This window comes from Streptomyces yunnanensis (genome assembly GCF_029011865.1).
Lineage (GTDB): Bacteria > Actinomycetota > Actinomycetes > Streptomycetales > Streptomycetaceae > Streptomyces > Streptomyces yunnanensis.
In genome coordinates, this window is record NZ_CP095749.1 from 835074 (window position 1) to 853631 (window position 18558).

Sequence of the window (18558 nt, forward strand, 5' to 3'; positions counted from 1 at the left end):
AAGGGCGCGGCGTGCAGGGCGGCGTCGAGCAGGGCGGGGTGGAGGCCGAACGCCTCGGCGTCGGACCGGCCGGCCTCGGGCAGCTCGACCTCGGCGTAGACGGCGTCGCCGCTGCGCCAGGCGGCGCGCAGGCCCTGGAAGACCGGGCCGTAGCCGAAACCGCCGTCGGCGAGGCGGTCGTAGTGGCCGTCCAGCGGCAGCGGTTCGGCGCCGGCCGGGGGCCACTGGGCCGCGTCGAGGGAGGTGCCGCCCTGCTCGATCGAGGCCGAGAGCTGGGGGGAGGCGTCGGCGGTGGTGAGGACGCCGGTGGCGTGGGCGGTCCAGGGGGTGTCGTCGCCGGTGTCGGGGCGGGCGTGCACGTTGACGGTGCGGCGACCGGACGCGTCGGGGTTGCCGATCCACAACTGGACCTGGACGCCGCCCTGTTCGGGCAGCAGGAGCGGTGCGGCGAGGGTGAGTTCCTCGACGCGGTCGCAGCCGACCTCGTCGCCGGCGCGGACGGCGAGTTCGAGGAAGGCGGTACCGGGCAGCAGGGTGGTGCCGCGGACGGTGTGGTCGGCGAGCCAGGGGTGGGTCTGCCGGGAGAGGCGGCCGGTGAGCAGGGTGCCGCCGGCGTCGGCGAGGGAGACGGCGGCGGAGAGCAGCGGGTGGTGGGCGGCGCCGAGGCCGACCGAGCGCAGGTCGGCGGTGCCGCTCTGGAGGGCCTTGGGCCAGTAGCGGCGGCGCTGGAAGGCGTAGGTCGGCAGGTCGGCGCGGCGGGCGCCGGTGCCGGCGAACCAGCCGGTCCAGTCCACGGTGGTGCCGTGGACGTGCAGGCCGGCGAGGGCGGTGGTGAGGGTGTGCTCCTCGGGGCGCCCGGCGCGCAGGGCGGGGAGGGTGACGGCACCTGCGTCGGCGGCGTCCAGGCAGTCCTGGGCCATGGCGGACAGCACGCCGTCGGGGCCGAGTTCGAGGAAGGCGGTGGTGTCGTGCCGGGCGAGCCAGTCGATGCCGTCGGCGAAGCGGACGGCGTGCCGGACGTGGTCGACCCAGTAGTCGGCGGAGGTGAGTTGGGCGACGGTGGCGGGCTTGCCGGTCAGGTTGGAGACGACCGGCAGCAGCGGCGGCTGGAGCGTGAGGCCCTCGACGACGGCGCGGAAGGCGTCGAGCATCGGCTCCATGAGCGGCGAGTGGAAGGCGTGCGAGACGCGCAGCCGGCGGGTCTTGCGGCCGTCGGCGGCGAGCTGTTCGGCGAGCGCGGTGACGGTGGCTTCGGCGCCGGAGAGGACGACGGCGGAGGGGCCGTTGACGGCGGCGATCGCGACCTGGTCCTCGTGCCCGGCGAGCAGCGGGGCGACGTCGGCTTCCGATGCCTGGACGGCGATCATCGCGCCGCCGTCGGGCAGCGCCTGCATCAGGCGACCGCGGGCGGCGACGAGGGTGGCGGCGTCGGCCAGGGAGAGGACGCCGGCGAGGTGCGCGGCGACGATCTCGCCGACGGAGTGGCCGGCGAGGTGGTCGGGGCGGACGCCGAACGATTCGATCAGCCGGTAGAGCGCCACTTCGACGGCGAAGAGGGCCGGCTGGGCGTATGCGGTGCGGTCGAGCAGGGCGGCGTCGGTGCCCCACAGGACCTCGCGCAGGGGGCGGTCGAGGTGCGGGGTGAAGGCGTCGAGCGCCGCGTCGAGGGCGGTGGCGAACGCCGGGAAGCGGGCGGCGAGTTCCCGTCCCGCGCCGAGGCGTTGGGCGCCCTGGCCGGTGAAGAGGACGGCGAGCCGGGTCTCGGCCCGGGTGGTGTCGGTGATCCAGGCGGGGGCGGCGGCCGGGTCGGCGGCGTCGGCGAGGGCGGTGAGGCCGTCGGCCAGGGCGGGGTGGTCGGTGGCGAGGAGGACGGCGCGGTGCTCGAACCCGGCGCGGGTGGTGGCGAGGGAGTGTGCGAGGTCGAGCAGGTCGGGCCGCCGGCCGGTGTCGAGGGCGGCGCGCAGGGCCGCGGCCTGGCCGCGCAGGGCGTCCGGGGTGCGGCCGGAGAGCAGGACCGGTACGACGCCGGGCACCACGGGGGCGGTGGCCGGCGTGCTGCCGGCGGCGTCGTCGGCCTGCGCGGTCGCGGCGTCCTCGGGCTGCGGTTCGGGGGCCTGCTCGATGATGGTGTGGGCGTTGGTGCCGCTGATGCCGAAGGAGGAGACGGCGGCGCGGCGCGGTGCCCCGGTGGCGGGCCAGTCGGTGGTGTCGGTCAGCAGCCGCACGGCGCCCTGCGACCAGTCGACGTGGTGGGTGGGCTCCTCGGCGTGCAGGGTGCGCGGCAGGGTGCCGTGCCGCATCGCCATGACCATCTTGATCACGCCGGCGACGCCGGCGGCGGCCTGGGTGTGGCTGAGGTTGGACTTGACCGAGCCGAGCAGCAGCGGCCGGTCCTGCGGGCGGTTCTGCCCGTAGGTGGCGAGCAGGGCCTGGGCCTCGACGGGGTCGCCGAGGGTGGTGCCGGTGCCGTGCGCCTCGACGACGTCGATGTCCCCGGCGGCGAGTCGGGCGTTGACCAGGGCCTGCTGGATGACCTGCTGCTGGGAGGGGCCGTTGGGGGCGGTCAGGCCGTTGGACGCGCCGTCCTGGTTGACGGCGGTGCCGCGGACGACGGCGAGGATCTCGTGGCCGTTGCGGACGGCGTCGGAGAGCCGTTCCAGGACGAGGATGCCGACGCCTTCGGCCCAGCCGGTGCCGTCGGCGGTGTCGCCGAAGGAGCGGCAGCGGCCGTCGGCGGAGAGCCCGCCCTGGCGGCCCATCTCGATGAAGGTGCCGGGGCCGGACATGATGGTGACGCCGCCGGCGAGGGCGAGGGTGCACTCGCCGGCCCGCAGCGCCTGGGTGGCGAGGTGGACGGCGACCAGGGAGGAGGAGCAGGCGGTGTCGACGGTGACGGCGGGGCCGACCGTGCCGAAGGTGTAGGAGATGCGGCCGGACAGCACGCTGCCGGTGTTGCCGGTGAGTTGGAAGCCCTCGGCGCCGTCGGCGGGGCCGACCCGGTAGTCCTGGGCCATCGCGCCGATGAAGACTCCGGTGCGGCTGCCCTTCACGGACGTCGGGTCGATGCCGGCGCGTTCGAACGCCTCCCAGGCGGATTCCAGGACGACGCGCTGTTGCGGGTCCATGGCGACCGCCTCGCGCGGCGAGATGCCGAAGAAGTCCGCGTCGAAGTCGGGTGCGTCGTGCAGGAATCCGCCGGAGGCGGTCGGCGCGGCGGCCAGCGCCTCCAGGTCCCAACCGCGGTCGGTGGGGAACGGGGTGACGCCGTGCTCGCCGGCCTCGACCATGCGCCAGAGGTCTTCGGGGCTGCGGACGCCTCCGGGGTAGCGACAGGTCATGCCGATGATGGCCACCGGTTCCTGGGCCGCCGACTCCAGCTCGTGGACGCGCCGCCGGGTGCGTCGAAGGTCGGCCGTCGCAAGCTTGAGGTAATCCCGGAGTTTTTGTTCGTTGTCCATCTCAACTCAACCCATCTCGACAGCCGACGGCCGCACGTGAATGGCGTCCGACTTCTCCACGCCGTTTCGGCGGTACGTTCGGATTCGCCACCTGGATTCGCCACTCACCGGGGGAATCCATGTGGCGAGTGTCGTCGGAATTCCGGCAGGAATTCACTAGTTTTCGAAAGCTTGAGAACCGTTACCAGTTGGCGGCGAGCAGCACGTCGCCGTATTGGTTTTCCCGGGAAACCTGCGCCAGGTCGGAATCGACCATCATGCGCATGAGGGCGGGGAGGTCGACGTCCGGCTTCCAGCCGAGGCGGTCCTGGGCCTTGGCGCTGTCGGCGCACAGCACCTCGACCTCGGCGGGCCGCACCAGGTCGGGGTCGATGACGACGTGGTCCTCCCAGTCCAGGCCGACGTGTTCGAACGCGATCCGGACCGCGTCGCGCACCGAGTGCATCTGCCCGGTGCCGATGACGTAGTCGTCGCCGGCGTCCTGCTGGAGCATCAGGTGCATGGCGCGGACGTAGTCGCCGGCGTAGCCCCAGTCGCGCACCGCGTCGAGGTTGCCGAGCGCCAGCTTGTCCTGGAGGCCGTGCTTGATGCGGGCGACCGCCAGGCTGATCTTGCGGGTGACGAATTCCTGACCGCGGCGCGGGGATTCGTGGTTGAAGAGCATGCCGGAGACCGCGTACATGCCGAAGGACTCGCGGTAGTTGCGGGTGATGTAGTGCCCGTACGCCTTGGCCGCGCCATAGGGGCTGCGCGGGTGGAAGAGGGTGGTCTCGCGCTGGGGCGTCTCGGCGGCCTTGCCGAACATCTCCGAGCTGGACGCCTGGTAGAAGCGGATCTGGCCGCGCGGGCTGACCGTGCGGGAGGTGGACAGTCCGCTGACCATGCGGATGGCCTCCAGCATGCGCAGCACGCCCATGCCGTTGACCTCGGTGACCAGCTCGGCCTGCTGCCAGGACATCGGCACGAACGAGATGGCGCCGAGGTTGTAGACCTCGTCGGGCTGCACGGTGTCGACGGCGGAGACCAGGCTGCCCTGGTCCATCAGGTCCCCGTCGATGAAGTTGAGTTCGGAGACGAGGCGGCTGACGCGGGACTTGCGGGGATTGGCCTGGCCGCGGATCAGGCCCCACACCTGGTAGCCCTGGGACAGCAGGTGCTCCGCGAGATAGGAGCCGTCCTGGCCGGTGATTCCGGTGATCAGCGCTCGTTTGGACATGGCAAACCCTTCTCGAACACGAAAGAGACCGTCCAAACGCTTGAGCTCGGCCACGACCTGGCGTCGAATACGCAGTCCGGACGTTAGACACCCGCACGCTCGCAAGCCGCGGAAGACGCTGTCAACGCATCCCGGGCTTTCTAGGGAATTCACGAGTACCCGGCCGTCAAAAGTCCGTTGCCACCCCCAACACTAGTGAAATTTCGGAGCGGACTGCGGTGCAATGACCGGGTCGGCGGGCCGGCCGACTCCGTCCACCGCGCGGCCGCACGCCGCCGTCAACCGGGGTGTTCCTCCGTGCTGTTGAGACTTCTGCGGGCACAGCTGCGCCCCTATGCCTGGGCCACCGCCGCTCTCGTCGCCCTCCAACTCGTCCAGATCCTGGGCACGTTGCTGCTGCCGACGCTGGGCGCCGCACTCATCGACCAGGGGGTGGTGCGCGGCGACGGCGGGCGCATCACCGAGCTGGGTGCGGTGATGGGCGTGGTGGCGCTGGTGCAGATCGCCGCCGCGCTGGGTGCGGCGGCGCTGGCCGCCCGGACCGCGACGGCGATGGGCCGCGATCTGCGGTCCGCGATCTTCCGCCGCATCCTGGACTTCTCCGCCCGCGAGATCGGCCGGTTCGGCACCCCCTCCCTGCTGACCCGGTCGGTGAACGACGTGCAGCAGGTGCAGAACCTCGCCCAGTCCGGCTTCGGCATCGTCGTCTGCGCGCCGCTGATGTGCCTGGGCAGCGTGCTGCTGGCGCTGCGCCAGGACGTTCCGCTGGCCCTGCTCCTGGTGGCGCTGGTGCTGGTGGTGGCGGTCTGCTTCGGCCTGCTGCTGGCCCGGATGGGCGCCCTGTACGCGCGGATGCAGCTGACCCTGGACCGGCTGGGGCGGCTGCTGCGCGAGGCGATCACCGGGGTGCGGGTGGTCCGGTCCTTCGTACGCGACGACCACGAGCGCGCGCGGTTCGCGCAGACCAACGACGCGTTCCTCGTGGTGTCGCAGCGGGTGGGTCGGCTGATCGCGACGATGTTGCCGGTCGTGCTGCTGCTGATGAACGGTTTCACCGTCGCCCTGCTGTGGACCGGCTCCCACCGGATCGACGCGGGCCGGATGCCGATCGGCTCGCTCAGCGCCTTCCTGAGCTATCTCTCGCTCATCCTGATGTCCGTCGTGATGCTCGCCTTCGTGTTCCTGTCGGTGCCGCGGGCCCGGGTCTGTGCCGGCCGGATCGCGGAGGTCCTGGACACCGGGTCGAGCGTGGCGCCGCCGGCCGTGCCTCAGCCGGTACGGGGACCCGCCGGCCGGGTCGAACTGTGCGCGGCCGGGTACCGCTACCCGGGCGCCGAGGAGCCCGTGCTGCGGGACATCGACCTGACCGTCGAGCCGGGCGAGCGGATCGCCGTGCTCGGCAGCACCGGCAGCGGCAAGACGACCCTGTTGAACCTGGTGCTGCGGCTGGCCGATGCCACCGAGGGCGCGGTCCGGGTCGGCGGCACCGACGTCCGCGCGCTGACCGCGGCCACGCTCGCCGCCGCCGTCGGGTTCGTGCCGCAGCGGCCGTACCTGTTCTCCGGCACCGTGGCGAGCAATCTGCGCTTCGGGCGGCCGGACGCCACCGACGAGGAGCTGTGGGAGGCGCTGCGGGTCGCCCAGGCGGCCGACTTCGTGGCGCGGATGCCGGGCGGCCTCGACGCGGAGGTCACCCAGGGCGGCGGCAATGTCTCCGGCGGCCAGCGCCAACGCCTGTCCCTCGCCCGGGCCTTGCTGCGCCGGCCGGATATCTATCTCTTCGACGACTGTTTCTCGGCGCTCGACCAGGCCACCGATGCGGCGCTGCGGTCCGCGCTGGTGCCGTACACCGCGGGCGCCACGGTGATCACCGTGGCGCAGCGGATCTCCGCCAGCCGCGACGCGGACCGGATCGTGGTCCTGGACCGCGGGCGCGTGGTCGCCCAGGGCACCCACGACGTGCTGCTGCGCACCAGCCCGACCTACCGCGAGATCGCGCTCTCGCAGCTCACCGAGGAGGAAGCCGCCCATGGCCTCGCCGGACGACCCTGAGGAGGAGCGGACCGCGCCCCGGCCGGCACGTCGGCTCGTCGGCCTGCTGCGTCCGCACCGCCGCGCCGTGGCGCTCGCCGTGTTGATGGGCGTCGGCGGCATCGTGCTCAACGCGTTCGGCCCACTGCTGCTGGGCCGGGTCACCGATCTGATCGCCGGCGGTGTGCTCGGCGGCGGCCCGGGCCCGGCGCCCGGGATCGACTTCGGCGCGATCGGCCGGCTGCTGCTGGTCCTGCTGGCGCTCTACGTCGTGGCGTCGCTGTTCATGCTGGCGCAGGGCCGGCTGGTGGCGTCCGCGGTGTGGCGCACCATCCACGAACTGCGCCGCGACGCCCGGGAGAAGCTGACCCGGCTGCCGCTGCGCCACTTCGACCGGCAGCCGGCCGGTGAGCTGCTCAGCCGCACCACCAACGACATCGACAACCTCCAACAGACCCTCCAGCAGACCCTCGCCGAGCTGATCACCTCGATCTTCTCGCTGCTGGCGATGCTGGTGCTGATGCTGGTGATCTCGCCGTCGCTGGCCGCGGTGATGCTGTTGAGCGTGCCGGTCTCGGCGTTGATCGCGGCCCGGATCAGCAAGCGCGCGCAGCCCCACTACGCCGCGCAGTGGTCCGCGAACGGCACCCTCAACGCCCATGTGGAGGAGGTGTGCACCGGTCATGCGCTGATCAAGGGCTTCGACCGGCGCGCGGCGGTCGAGGAGCGCTTCGACGCCTGCAACGACGCGGTGTACCGGGCCGCGGCCAAGGCGCAGTTCGCCTCCGGTGCCATGGAACCGGTCATGATGTTCGTCGCCAACCTCGGCTATGTGCTGGTGGCCGTCATCGGCGCCGGGAAGGTCGTCAACGGCTCCCTGACCCTCGGCGACGTGCAGGCGTTCATCCTCTACGCCCGCCAGTTCAGCCAGCCGATCGTGGAGATCGCCTCGGTGGCCGGCCGGCTCCAGTCCGGCATCGCCTCCGCCCAGCGCGTCTTCACCCTGCTCGACGCCCCCGAGCAGGCCCCGGACCCGCACCGGCCCGGCACGCCCGCCCGTGCCGAGGGCCGCGTCGAGTTCGCCGACGTGTCCTTCCGCTACTCCCCCGACACGCCTCTCATCGAGAACCTCTCGCTCACCGTGGAACCGGGCAGCACCGTGGCGATCGTCGGCCCGACCGGCGCCGGCAAGACCACCCTCGGCAACCTCCTGATGCGCTTCTACGAACCGGACTCCGGCCGCATCCTCCTGGACGGCACCGACACCGCGACGATGACCCGCGACGACCTGCGGTCCCGCTTCGGGCTGGTGCTCCAGGACACCTGGCTGTTCGGCGGCACCATCGCGGAGAACATCGCGTACGGCGCACCCGGGGCCTGCCGCGCGGACGTCGAGGAGGCGGCCCGCGCGACCTGCGCCGACCGCTTCATCCGCACCCTGCCGCAGGGCTACGACACCGTGCTGGACGACGAGTCGGGCACCGTCAGCGCCGGCGAGAGGCAACTGCTGACCGTGGCCCGGGCCTTCCTCGCCAAACCGGCCGTCCTCGTCCTGGACGAGGCCACCAGCTCCGTGGACACCCGGACCGAGGTCCTGATCCAACGCGCCATGCACTCCCTGCGGGCGGGCCGGACCAGCTTCGTGATCGCGCACCGCCTGTCCACGATCCGCGACGCGGACCTGATCGTCGTGATGGACGCCGGCCGCATCGTCGAGCAGGGCACCCACGATCAACTCCTGCGCGCGCAGGGCCTGTACGCCCGGCTGCACGCAGCCCGCACCCACACCCCCACCGCGGGCGCCGCGGCCGGCTGACCCGGCCGCCCCGCAACGCCCCGTCAAGGACGGAACCGTGCCCCGAAACAACCCCCTGTTCTTACCGTTCGCCGGAGGTATGCGGTGATCGAACTGATCCTGCCCGCCACGGTCGCCACCGAGGCGGCGTACGACGACCGGCCGCGCCCCGGCGACCGGCTGCTCTCCTCGGAACGCGAGGTCATCGCCCGGGCCGTGGAGTCCCGGCAGCGCGAGTTCGCCACCGTCCGCCATCTCGCCCGCCGGGCCCTGCGTCGGCTCGGCCACCCGGACCGGGCCATACTGCCCAATCGGCGCGGCGCCCCGCAGTGGCCGCCCGGCATCGTCGGCAGCATGACGCACTGCGCCGGCTACCGCGCCGCCGCCGTCTCCCCCGAGGAGCTGTCGGCGGCGGTGAGCATCGACGCCGAACCGAACGGTCCGCTGCCGGCCGGCGTCCTGAAGGCCATCGCCCTGCCCTCGGAACGGCCGCACCTCGTGGCCCTGGCGGCCCATCGTCCGGACGTCCACTGGGACCGGCTGCTCTTCAGCGCCAAGGAGAGCGTCTTCAAGGCGTGGTATCCGCTGACCCAACGCGAACTGGACTTCTCCGAGGCCGAGATCGTCATCGACCCGACACAGGGCACCTTCACCGCCCGCCTCCTGGTCCCGGGCCCCCTGCTGGGCGGCCGCCGGGTCACGGTCTTCCCCGGTCGCTGGCACACCACCCCCGCCCTGCTGACCACGGCGGTCCACCTGCCGGCCCCCACCCCCCGGCGCGACCGGGAACACCGCACGCACCTCACGGTCAACTCGCCGCTCCCGCGCCCCACCTTCGGATGAAACCTGCCGGCTACTCCTTACGCCACGGGGCGAAATAGGTCATACAGAACTGTGCATATCCACGAGGAACATGTCAGCGAACCCGGCATGGTCGTCATCGACGTCACCGCAGCCGACGAAGCCACCGCCACCCTTGCCGCGGCCGAGTTGGGCCGCCTGTGGCGTTCCAGCGGCCCCTCCGCGCCCTGGCAGACGCCGGGGCAGCCCGGCGTCTCCGTCCGCGCCTATCTTGACCTGCGCCACCGCCCCTTGGCGTCGACCGAAGAGGTGCATCCGCTGCCCAGGTCGCGGCGCAAGGACCGGGCTCACGGCAAGTAGGCCGTCGCCACCACCACGGTCAGCACGAGCAGCACCGACACCACCGCGATCGCGACGGCGACCACGCCTCGATTCACGCACGGCACCGTCGGCACTTCCCGCGGCACACACCACGAGCAACAGCGATCCGCTCTGACCCGCTGCTGATCCACCCAGTACGCGCCGCGCAACCGCGGCGTGCCGGCACTCTCCGGCTCAAAGACGGAAGACCCCATATCCGGCCAACGAGGACATCCGGCCGCGGACTCGGCGACGACCCGCATCGCAACCGGATCGTCATCCACGAGCCGGCCGTACCCGCTCACCCCCGCGCCCTCGCACTACCCCCTCCCGCTTCCCCGCTCCACATCTCCTGGGGTCGGGGCCCCGCGCGTCGGTGGCGTGTCGGGGCCCGTTTCGGTCACTTCCCGGTCTGTGCGGACGGCACCGTCTCGTCCGCATCGCGCGACTCCCGCAGCAGGCGCGTGCGGAAGAGGTCCAGCACGTCGTCCAGGGCCTCGCGGGTCGGCTGGCCGGGTTCGTCGACGAGGTGCTCGGTCAGCACGGAGTGCGGCGCCGTCGCGGACCGCGGGTTGGCGGCGGAATCGGGCAGTTCCACGGCGGTGAACGCGTCGCCCAGTTCGCGGCGCAGGAACGCGAACCGGTCGCCCGGCACCAGGCGGTCGCCCTGGAATCGCAGGCCCATCACCGAAAGGCCCTCGCGCTCGCAGCGGCCCCGGACGGTGGCGAGGTCCTCGGGCGAGATGTCGATGCCCCCGGCCCGGCTCCTGGTCAGGGCCAGGGGCAGCGAGGGCTGGGACAGCACGGGGGCGATCAGCCGGTCGTCGACGGCCATGGCCAGGGCGAAGCCACCGGTCAGGCACATGCCGACGGCCCCGACGCCGGGCCCGCCGCAACGCTCGTGCTCCTGCGCGGCCAGGGCCCGCAGCCAGGTCACCACCGCAGAGGACTTCCCGGTGGCGAGCAGTGTGAACTCCCGGCTCACGCAGACCTTCCGGGCCGTCGAGGCGGTGTACAGCGTGGACTTCAGCCACCCGACGTGGTGGGGGTCGGCATCGCGACCGGGGGTGCCGAACAGCACCGGGAGCACCGCGGTGCAGCCGATGGCGGCGACACGCTCCGCGAACTCCAGCACCTTCGGCGTGATGCCGGGGACCTCCGCCAGCACCACCACCGCGGGCCCCGTGCCACGTCGGAGGATCCGGCGCGTGACGCCGTCGTGGGTGAAGTGGTCGCGGTCGAACCCGGTCAGGTCATGGTCTGCCATCGATTACCACCGTTGCGATTGATGTCCGGTCGGGGACCGGTCGGGTCGGATGTGCCTGCCGGGCCAGGACGCCTCGCCTCGCCCTCATCCGGTGCGCTGCCACGCGACATTACCCACCGGTCACCCGTGCGGTCACCGGTCTTTGCCGTGGGCGTAGTGCCCTGCCCCCACCGACCCGCCCGACCACCCACCCCCGTCGGTACGGCTCCGCCTCACGAGGGAGCGGCCCCGGCCGTCGCGTCGTCCGCCTTGCGGCCGGTGTCGCCCAGTTCCCAGCCCCGGAAGGAACAGAACACGATGAGGACGCCACCGCAGACGATCGCCCAGTCGGCGAGGTTCATCACGCTGAAGCCGCGGACGGCGATGAAGTCGACGACCGCGCCCTGCAGGCCCCCGGGGGACCGGAAGAGGCGGTCCGTCAGATTCCCGAGCGCACCACCGAGCAGGAGGCCCAGCGCGATCGCCCACGGGACGCTGTAGAGCTTGCGCGCCAGGCGGACGATCGCCACGACGACGGCCACCGCGATCACGGTGAACAGGATGGTCATCGCGCCGCCCATGCCGAACGCCGCGCCGGAGTTGCGCGTCACCCGCAGCTCCAGCCAGGCGCCGAGCACCGGGACGGGATCGCGGTACTCCAACTTCTCCACCACTGCCAGTTTGCTGCACAGGTCGATCAGGTAAGCGCAGCCCGCCACCGCCAACAGCAGGAGGACACGCCGTCTGCCGCGTGCCGGCTCCGCCTGCTCTCCGCCGCCTCCGGAATCTCCCGGGTCTGCGGCTTCCGCGTCTGTCGTGCGCCCCGAATGCGTCAAGTTCACTCACCTCGAAGTCGGTTGGGCAGCCCACCTTAATCAGGGCGAACTCGGCGGGGGCGTCAGGGCGTAGTCATGGGCGACGAATGGTGGCTGACCAGGCGGTTCACCACCGTGGCTGCACGACACCACCGGTCGGCTGCGCGAAGGCGGCCTGCTGGGGCGGGTCGTCTGCGACGGCTACGACCCGGAGTGGGAGCGGTACGGCGGTCCGGAGGCGATCGCGGCCGCGGAGCGGGTCTTCCACGCCGACAGCGTCACCGTGCTGGAGCATCTGCGCCGCGGCCACGCACGGCAGGAGGCCGTCGAACCGCCGCTGTTGGCCGCCGCGGGCTTCGCGGACCTCGCGCGCGCCTTCCACGCCGACGGCGCGGCGGCGCCCGCACCGGGCCGCGAGGAGCGCGCCGGTGCGGACTGGCTGCTGCGGTCCGTGCCCAGGGACGACGGGGCGTACCGGGCCTTCCGCGAGCGACGGCGCCACGTCCTGTCCGTGGTCGATCCGTACCGCGGCGATCCGGGTCCGGCCGCCGGCGGGCATGTGCTGCGCACCGCCTGGGCCCGCCGCGCACGGCAGGTGTCCGCCTACCGGCATCTCCTGCGCGAGCTGGGCGAACGCTCCTGGAGCCACCCGGACCGGGTGCTGCACGCGCTGCTCCACATGCATCACAACCGGCTGATCGGCATCGACGCGGAGTCCGAACGCCTGGCCCGCGCCGTGGCCCGTGGCGCGGCCCAGGCACACACCGACCGCAGGAGGCAGAGCCGCTGACCGGGACCGCGCCCGCCTGGCCTACCCCCGGCCGCCCGGTTCGGCCGCGGGAAGCGGCCCGGCCTCGTCGCCGAAATCCGCATGCGTCACCGCGCACCGGCACACCTACGCCGAGATGCTGGCGACCACCTCCGGCCTGGGCGTCCTCCCGCGCGGCTCGACATCCCCCGTCGAGGGCGAACTGCTCCGCTTCTTCGTCTACTGGAAGCAGACCTCCCGCACCACGGACTTCGACCTGTCGGCACTGATGCTCAACGCCGACTACTCCACCCACTCCTGGCTTTCCTACACCGCCCTCACCGGCGTCGGCGGCGAGCACTCCGGCGACATCACCGACGCACCCGACGGCGCCTCGGAGTTCATCAACCTGCGCCTGGACGCCGTCCCCGGCACGTTCATCGTCCCGCAGGTCAACGTCTTCTCCGGCGAGGGCTTCGACGAGGTCGAGGAGTCGTTCTTCGGCTTCATGCTGCGCGACGCCGAACAGCGGGGCCGCCCGTTCGAACCCCGCACCGTGCGCATGAAGTCGGAACTCCGCGGCCCGGGCCGGGTCGCGCTGCCGCTGGCGTTCCAACGCGGCACCGACGGCCGATGGCGCGCCAAGTGGCTGCACCTCTACCTGACGGGCACACCGACCTCCAACCAGGTCGAGGGGAACCGGGTGTCCGTCGCCACCCTGCTGCGCGGCATCGTCGCCCGCGACCACCTCACCGTTCGCTACCTCGCCGACCTGATGGCGGACTCCGCCACGACCGTCACGCGGTGGGAGGGCGGGTCGCTCCCCGACGAACCGGTCACCTACCTCGGCCTGGAACGCCCCGAGGGGCTGCACCCGGATTCCCGGGTCATCACCCCGGGAAATCTCCGCGACCTGATCCCCGCCTGACTGTGATCGTTGGCCACGGCGAGGCCATGACGGGACTTCCTTCTCCTCCTTCCTTGAATCTAGTCCCCTCGCTTTCCTCGCCCTCGACTTCGAACCCGACTCCGTGCGAAGTATTCGCACGACGGCAGACATCGAAGTGCGCTGTGGGGCACCGACAGTGGTGCCCCACAGCGCTCGTTCAGGTTGACGCGTCAATGCCGCGAACGGACCACTGACGGCCAGACAACAATTCCTCTCCCTCTTCCTCTCCCCCTTCCACTCCCCTACTGCGGCTTGAAGGAACGGATCTGGTAGCTGCCCTGGAGGTTGCCGCCCGCACGGGCCGGGGTCGAGCCGACACGGCCGTGGTAGTTGGTCTGGGTGTAGTACTGCACCCGGTGACCGGTGCCGTTCCACAGGGAACGGACCTTCTGGCCCCGTCGGATGAAGGAACAGTCATCAGCGGTGTTCGCCTTGCTCCGCTGCGACCACTGGCAACGGGTCCCCCCGCCGTTCCAGTTGCTGTAGATGCAGAAGTAGCCGGGGGTGCAGCGATAGGACGCCCGGTGGGCGGGCGCCGCGGAGGCGGCGGTTGCGGTGGGCGCGAGACCGAACACGACCGCCAGGGCGGCCGAAGCGACGGCGAACGAGCGCATACGACGCATGGCAATGCTCCTCGGTGTAGACGGGGAAGGCCACTGCCGCCGGCGATGCCAGCGGCCAGTCATCGAACCGCCGCCAGTATCAGTCGGCGCCAGGGACGCCATGGGGCGGTTTCCCGAACTCGACGCCTGGCGTTGGAGGCATGGCGGCGTGCGTACCGGGCGTGCTCCGGCGCTCACGCCGCCATGCGCTCCCGCACACCCACCGACACGGCGACGCCACCGCACGGTGACGCCACCGCCCGGTGCTGCTGTCGGCGGCCTGCGGGGTCCTGCTGGGCCTGGCTGGGCGACTACGCCTCCAGCACCGGCGCGAGCTCCTGGAGCAGCCGCCGCTTGGACCGTGCGCCCACCATCGACTGCACCGGCTCCCCACCACGGAACACAATGAGCGTGGGCGCCGACCGCACCCCGTAGGCGATCATCGTCCGCGGGTTGCGGTCCACGTCGAGTTGGACGACCTTGAGCCGGCCACGTTCCTCGTCGGCGATCGCGGCCAGCACCGGGGCCAGCTGCCGGCACGGCGGACACCAGTCGGCGGTGAACTCCACCAGTACCGGAAGCCCCTCCGTCAGCACCTCGGCCGCGAACGTGTCGTCCGTGATCTCCGATATTTCCGCCGCTCCGTGCGGCGCCGTCGTCCCGCTCATCGTCATCCCCTCATCTCGCACCGCGGTTCGGGCCCACCTGGCAGCTCCGCCTCGGCCCGTACCAACTGCGTGTTCACCTGGTCGCGCACCGACTGCAACTGGCCGATCAACGTGTCGAGTTCGGCGATCTTCTGGCGGTACCCGTCGAGCGAGGCGGGACAGGAGTCCCCGCTCGGGTACCCGGCCTGCAGGCACTCCACGAACGGCCGGGTCTCGTCGAGCCCGAACCCGAACTCCTGAAGGGCGCGGATCTGGGTCACCAGGCACAGGTCCTCTTCGGAAGCGGGAGGAAAAGAGGGACGAGGAGAGGGGCGAGAAGAGGCAGGAGAGGGGTGCGGGCAGAGGATGGGCCGCCCAACAGGTAGCCTGCTTCACCGGTCAGCAGCCGCTGACCTCCGCTTCTACCGTCGTTCCCGGGGGATTCGCACCATGTCCGCACCGCCGCCGTATCAGAACCACCCTCCGCAGCAGCCGTACGGGCAGCCGCAACAGCCGTATGCCGGGCCCCCGCAACAGCCGTACGGACAACCGCAACAGCCCTACGGCGGTCCGCCCCAGCAGCCCTACGCCGGGGCTCCCCAACAGCCCTACGGTCCGCCGCACCAGCAGCCCGCGCCCGGCCAGCAACGGCAGCCCCAGCGGAGTCCGATGCGCGGCCTGATCACCGCCGTGATCATCCTGGCGGTCTTCGGCGGCGGTGCCTGGTACGTCTGGGACTACAACACCAACCCCAACGGCGGCAAGGCCAAGAAGGAGGCCGCGCGGGCCGAGCGGAACGCGGAGGCCAAGACACACGATCCGCACGTCGGCGACTGCGTCAAGGTCGACCATCCGAACGGCGAACCGCTGCCGACGATCGTCGACTGCACGTCCCCCAGCGCGCAGTACAAGATGGGCGAACGGCTCATCGGCGCCGACAAGCAGTGCGACCGCTCGTCCTACGACTACAGCATCAGCGTGACCGGCAGGCGCATGGCCGACTACACGATGTGCTTCACCAAGGTCTGATCCGACCTGCTCCCCGGCCGCCACTCGCCACGCCGCGAGTGGCGGCCTCGCGCATGTCGGCACGCCGACCGGCGTCCCGACGCACGTACCAGTCGGACAGCCTCAAGTCCCCGTGCGTGTGCCCGCAGAACACGACGACGTCCCGATGGCGCCCCGGAAGCCCCAGCAGCCGCGTCCAGTACGCCAGTCGCTCCGCCAGCCAACTGAACTGCGCCTAGCTGAGCCCGACTTCGTCCCACAACTGCGGGTCGTCGTAGTGCATGTACCGCTCTGTTCCCAGGCACAGCACGGGTATCCCGCCGAAGACGTGTTCGGCGAAGACGGCCTTGTTCGGCGACAAGGGGCACTTCGTGTATCGGCGGGGCGGGTCAATCGCGCTCGGTGGGTTGCTGGTGCAGATACTGGAGACGGCTCTGCGCCGTGGACACATGGCGGGGATCGAGCGCGGGCAGCTGACGCAGCAGATTGATCAGCTCGGGACCGTTCTCGATCGCCTGGCCGATGTCGGTGATCTGGTTCCAGCAATGGTGCGCCCCGCGGGCCGCGTTGAGGACTTCGGCGGAGTCCGGCGACTGATGGGCCAGCCGGGTGCGCGCAGCGGCCACCCACAGCTGTGTGGCGAGTGGCCAACGACCGGCGATTCGGGCGAGATCGGCCCGGATTTCAGCCCATTGCGTGGCCTGCGGCGAGTCATACCCATAGCGCTGCAATGCCTGCTGCTCCCACGAGGCCGCCATCTCCGCGGCCTGGTCGTGCCGACCGGCCTGCGCCGCCTGCCAGATGAGCGGCTTGGGGTCCGGCTCGTTGGCTGCCGGGACGGGAGGAGCCGGCGCCTGCGGGACGACAGGGGTCGGGGGCGAGGTGGGAGCGGGAGCGTGCGTAGGAGTGGGCGTAGGAGTGAGGGTGGGGATTGAGGCCGAGGCTGAGGCAGGGTCCCGGTCCGCGTCCTGGGCCGGGGCCGGGGCTTGCGACGGCGCCTGTTCCGGGGCCGGCACGGGAGTTGGCGTCGACGCCGGCGGCGTGGGAGCCGGCTGGTGCGGAAGTGCGGGTTGCGGCAGTGGGGTCGGCTGTCCCGCAGGGGCCTGGTGCGCTTCAGGAGTGGGCTGGTATTGGGGGAACGCCGGAGACGCGAGAGACGCCGGAGGCACCGAGGGCTCTGGAAACATCTGTCCCTGGTCCGGAGTGGGGGGTGCACCAGGATCGGGGAGCGGGGCCGGCTGGGACGCCTGTACGGGGAACGGGCCCGGCGCGGCGGGCTGTTGCGCGTGGGGTTGAGGATGGTCGCCGACGAACGGGGGCGCCCCGTACGTCACGGCCGGCGGGAACGGCGGGAAGGGCTCCGGGTCGGCCGGGCCGGGCGACGGCTCGGGCTCTCGGCGGCGGAGCGCGGGCAGGAAGGCGCGGTCTCCGGACAGCAGACGCTTGATCGGTGCTTTTGGCTGGGTTTCTGCGGTGTGGTGCGGATAAGAGGGAGCGGGTTGCGGCGTGTTCGGCAGGACGAGGGTGCCGGGCGGTATCGCCGCGGCGGCCACGGCCAGCGCGTGCAGCCGGGCGTCCGCCGGCCGGTCGGGCTGGGTGCGCAGCACATCGATCAGATGCTGGGTGTAGACGCTGATGCCGTCGGCCGTACCGGAGAGGCCGGGCGGTGTGATGACCCCGTACACCTCGGCGTTCACTTCCGGCAGGCCGCCGACTTCGTGGAGAACTGCCCAGGCGCCCTTGTCGGCGGCCATGTCGACCAGCACGGTCGTGGGGCCGCTCCGCTGGCGCAGCTCGTTCCTCACCCATTCCCAGGGCAGCGCCGTGTAGCGCGTGGTGGCGGCGGTCGAACCAGCGGAGGCGAGGTGGAGCCGGTGGTGCTTGCGGTCCACGGTCAACTGGCCGGCGAGATAGACGAGCAGGGGACCGGAGGCCGCGGCGGCCGTGCGCAACCTGATGAGCATGGTGTTCTGGTCACGCGCACCGTCGAGGTGGACGAGGTCGGCCGGCAGGGTGCTGCCGAGCAGCGCGGACACGGGAACGGCGGTCAGCGCGGCCAAATTGGCGCTGGGTATCACCTGGACGGTGCGTCGGTGCGTGGCCCTGGCCCCCGCGATCAACAGCACGTGGCCGCGCTGCTCCTCCCCGCTGGTCTGCATGGATGCACCCTACTCATGCGATGGCCCGGACGACGGATCGGCTGTCGGATATTTGCCGGACCGCGGCGCGCGCGACGCCTCCATGTCCCCTGCCGGCATGGACCTTCCAGCCGGACCGTGCCACGCCCCGGATCCGTTCCAGCGTGCCGCGGCGCCGGACAGCGCGCCAGAAGTAGCAGCCCGCCCGGCGCGGGTGACGACCGGGGCCCGCGCCGTCCTGTCCGGCGCATGACGGAAACTGGCTGCATAGAGCAAACGCACGCGAGAGGTCCCTCATGCCCCACATCACCGTCGACTACTCCGCGGAGCTGGCCGGTGTCTTCGACCGGCACGCCTTCGTGCGCGAGCTGCACCCCATGGTGCTCGACGTCAGCGGTTCGGCAGGCGTGTGCAAGACCTTCTTCCGGCCGGCCTCGGACACCTATGTCGGCGACCAGGAGGAGGGGCAGGTGGCCTTCGTCCATGTGGCCGTGGGACTGCTGCCGGGGCGCTCCGACGAGCTGAAGGGCCGGCTGTCGGAGGACGTACTGGCCCTGCTCGGCAAGCATCTGCCCGATGTACCCGGTGCACCCGGTAAACCAGTTGCACCCGGTCGGTCCGGGCTTCCCGGTCTTCCAGGCCGACCCGGGGGCACTGCGCGAGAGGTGATCTCCTCGGTGGAGGTGCGGGATCTGGCCGGGTCCTATCGCCTGCACCACTCCCCGCGGTAGAGGCCCGGCGGGG

At 71.8% G+C, this 18558-nt stretch carries 15 protein-coding genes and 3 pseudogenes (1 of these 18 cut by a window edge); 8 read left to right on the forward strand and 10 right to left on the reverse strand.

Going from position 1 to position 18558, the window contains the following annotated elements; all coding sequences use genetic code 11:
- Together MOV08_RS03300 and MOV08_RS03305 are read right to left on the reverse strand one after the other, a co-directional pair.
- Window positions 1-3458, reverse strand: the start of a protein-coding gene (locus tag MOV08_RS03300) for a type I polyketide synthase (RefSeq protein WP_275306130.1). It extends 25096 nt beyond the left edge of the window; 3458 of the gene's 28554 nt are visible here — the first part of the coding sequence; the start codon lies at window positions 3456-3458; the stop codon falls past the left edge of the window.
- Between the two features lie 181 nt (window positions 3459-3639).
- Entirely contained in the window at window positions 3640-4674 is a 1035-nt protein-coding gene (locus tag MOV08_RS03305; protein WP_039629376.1) for a GDP-mannose 4,6-dehydratase, read from the reverse strand.
- Between the two features lie 297 nt (window positions 4675-4971).
- Between MOV08_RS03305 and MOV08_RS03310 the strand changes: the two genes are divergently transcribed.
- From MOV08_RS03310 to MOV08_RS03325, 4 genes are all read left to right on the forward strand, one after another.
- Window positions 4972-6726 (forward strand): ABC transporter ATP-binding protein, encoded by a 1755-nt coding sequence (locus tag MOV08_RS03310; RefSeq protein ID WP_275306132.1) that lies wholly within the window; start codon window positions 4972-4974, stop codon window positions 6724-6726.
- Entirely contained in the window at window positions 6704-8521 is a 1818-nt protein-coding gene (locus MOV08_RS03315; protein ID WP_275306133.1) for an ABC transporter ATP-binding protein, read from the forward strand. The genes MOV08_RS03310 and MOV08_RS03315 overlap by 23 nt, the downstream gene beginning before the upstream one ends.
- 84 nt (window positions 8522-8605) lie before the next feature.
- A complete protein-coding gene (locus MOV08_RS03320; protein WP_275306134.1) occupies window positions 8606-9343 on the forward strand; it encodes a 4'-phosphopantetheinyl transferase family protein in 738 nt (245 codons plus the stop codon).
- 51 nt (window positions 9344-9394) lie between these two features.
- Window positions 9395-9661, forward strand: coding sequence for a DUF6207 family protein (locus tag MOV08_RS03325; RefSeq protein WP_229922323.1), 267 nt, complete (start codon window positions 9395-9397; stop codon window positions 9659-9661).
- Here the strand turns inward: MOV08_RS03325 and MOV08_RS03330 are convergent.
- From MOV08_RS03330 to lspA, 3 genes are all read right to left on the reverse strand, one after another.
- Window positions 9649-9945: a hypothetical protein gene (locus tag MOV08_RS03330; protein ID WP_275306135.1), complete on the reverse strand. Its 297-nt coding sequence runs from the start codon at window positions 9943-9945 to the stop codon at window positions 9649-9651. The genes MOV08_RS03325 and MOV08_RS03330 overlap by 13 nt on opposite strands.
- Window positions 9946-10061: 116 nt before the next feature.
- Window positions 10062-10928: a dienelactone hydrolase family protein gene (locus MOV08_RS03335; RefSeq protein WP_275306137.1), complete on the reverse strand. Its 867-nt coding sequence runs from the start codon at window positions 10926-10928 to the stop codon at window positions 10062-10064.
- Between the two features lie 212 nt (window positions 10929-11140).
- Entirely contained in the window at window positions 11141-11743 is a 603-nt protein-coding gene (lspA, locus tag MOV08_RS03340; protein ID WP_052287335.1) for a signal peptidase II, read from the reverse strand.
- 118 nt (window positions 11744-11861) lie between these two features.
- Between lspA and MOV08_RS03345 the strand changes: the two genes are divergently transcribed.
- Both MOV08_RS03345 and MOV08_RS03350 read left to right on the forward strand, forming a co-directional pair.
- Window positions 11862-12512, forward strand: a complete 651-nt coding sequence (locus MOV08_RS03345; RefSeq protein ID WP_275311686.1) for a thiopeptide-type bacteriocin biosynthesis protein — start codon at window positions 11862-11864, stop codon at window positions 12510-12512.
- A gap of 121 nt (window positions 12513-12633) precedes the next feature.
- Window positions 12634-13398 (forward strand): annotated as a pseudogene (locus tag MOV08_RS03350) (TerD family protein); the annotation flags it as partial.
- Between the two features lie 263 nt (window positions 13399-13661).
- Here the strand turns inward: MOV08_RS03350 and MOV08_RS03355 are convergent.
- The 3 genes and pseudogenes from MOV08_RS03355 to MOV08_RS03365 form a co-directional block, all read right to left on the reverse strand.
- Entirely contained in the window at window positions 13662-14042 is a 381-nt protein-coding gene (locus tag MOV08_RS03355; protein ID WP_039629389.1) for a peptidase inhibitor family I36 protein, read from the reverse strand.
- 290 nt (window positions 14043-14332) lie between these two features.
- Window positions 14333-14695, reverse strand: a complete 363-nt coding sequence (locus tag MOV08_RS03360; RefSeq protein WP_275306139.1) for a thioredoxin family protein — start codon at window positions 14693-14695, stop codon at window positions 14333-14335.
- Window positions 14692-14967: pseudogene (locus tag MOV08_RS03365) on the reverse strand (MerR family DNA-binding protein); the annotation flags it as partial. The gene MOV08_RS03360 and the pseudogene MOV08_RS03365, both read right to left, overlap by 4 nt.
- Window positions 14968-15118: 151 nt before the next feature.
- Between MOV08_RS03365 and MOV08_RS03370 the strand changes: the two are divergent.
- Window positions 15119-15697: an LppU/SCO3897 family protein gene (locus MOV08_RS03370; protein WP_275306141.1), complete on the forward strand. Its 579-nt coding sequence runs from the start codon at window positions 15119-15121 to the stop codon at window positions 15695-15697.
- A gap of 76 nt (window positions 15698-15773) precedes the next feature.
- Here MOV08_RS03370 and MOV08_RS03375 read toward each other — a convergent pair.
- Both MOV08_RS03375 and MOV08_RS03380 read right to left on the reverse strand, forming a co-directional pair.
- Window positions 15774-16019: pseudogene (locus MOV08_RS03375) on the reverse strand (phosphohydrolase); the annotation flags it as partial.
- Between the two features lie 46 nt (window positions 16020-16065).
- The gene (locus tag MOV08_RS03380; RefSeq protein WP_275306143.1) at window positions 16066-17835 is read right to left on the reverse strand and encodes a hypothetical protein; all 1770 of its coding nucleotides are present in this window, start codon (window positions 17833-17835) and stop codon (window positions 16066-16068) included.
- A gap of 275 nt (window positions 17836-18110) precedes the next feature.
- Here MOV08_RS03380 and MOV08_RS03385 point away from each other — a divergent pair, with 275 nt between their 5' ends.
- Window positions 18111-18545, forward strand: a complete 435-nt coding sequence (locus MOV08_RS03385; protein ID WP_275306144.1) for a 5-carboxymethyl-2-hydroxymuconate Delta-isomerase — start codon at window positions 18111-18113, stop codon at window positions 18543-18545.
- Window positions 18546-18558 lie beyond the last annotated feature (13 nt).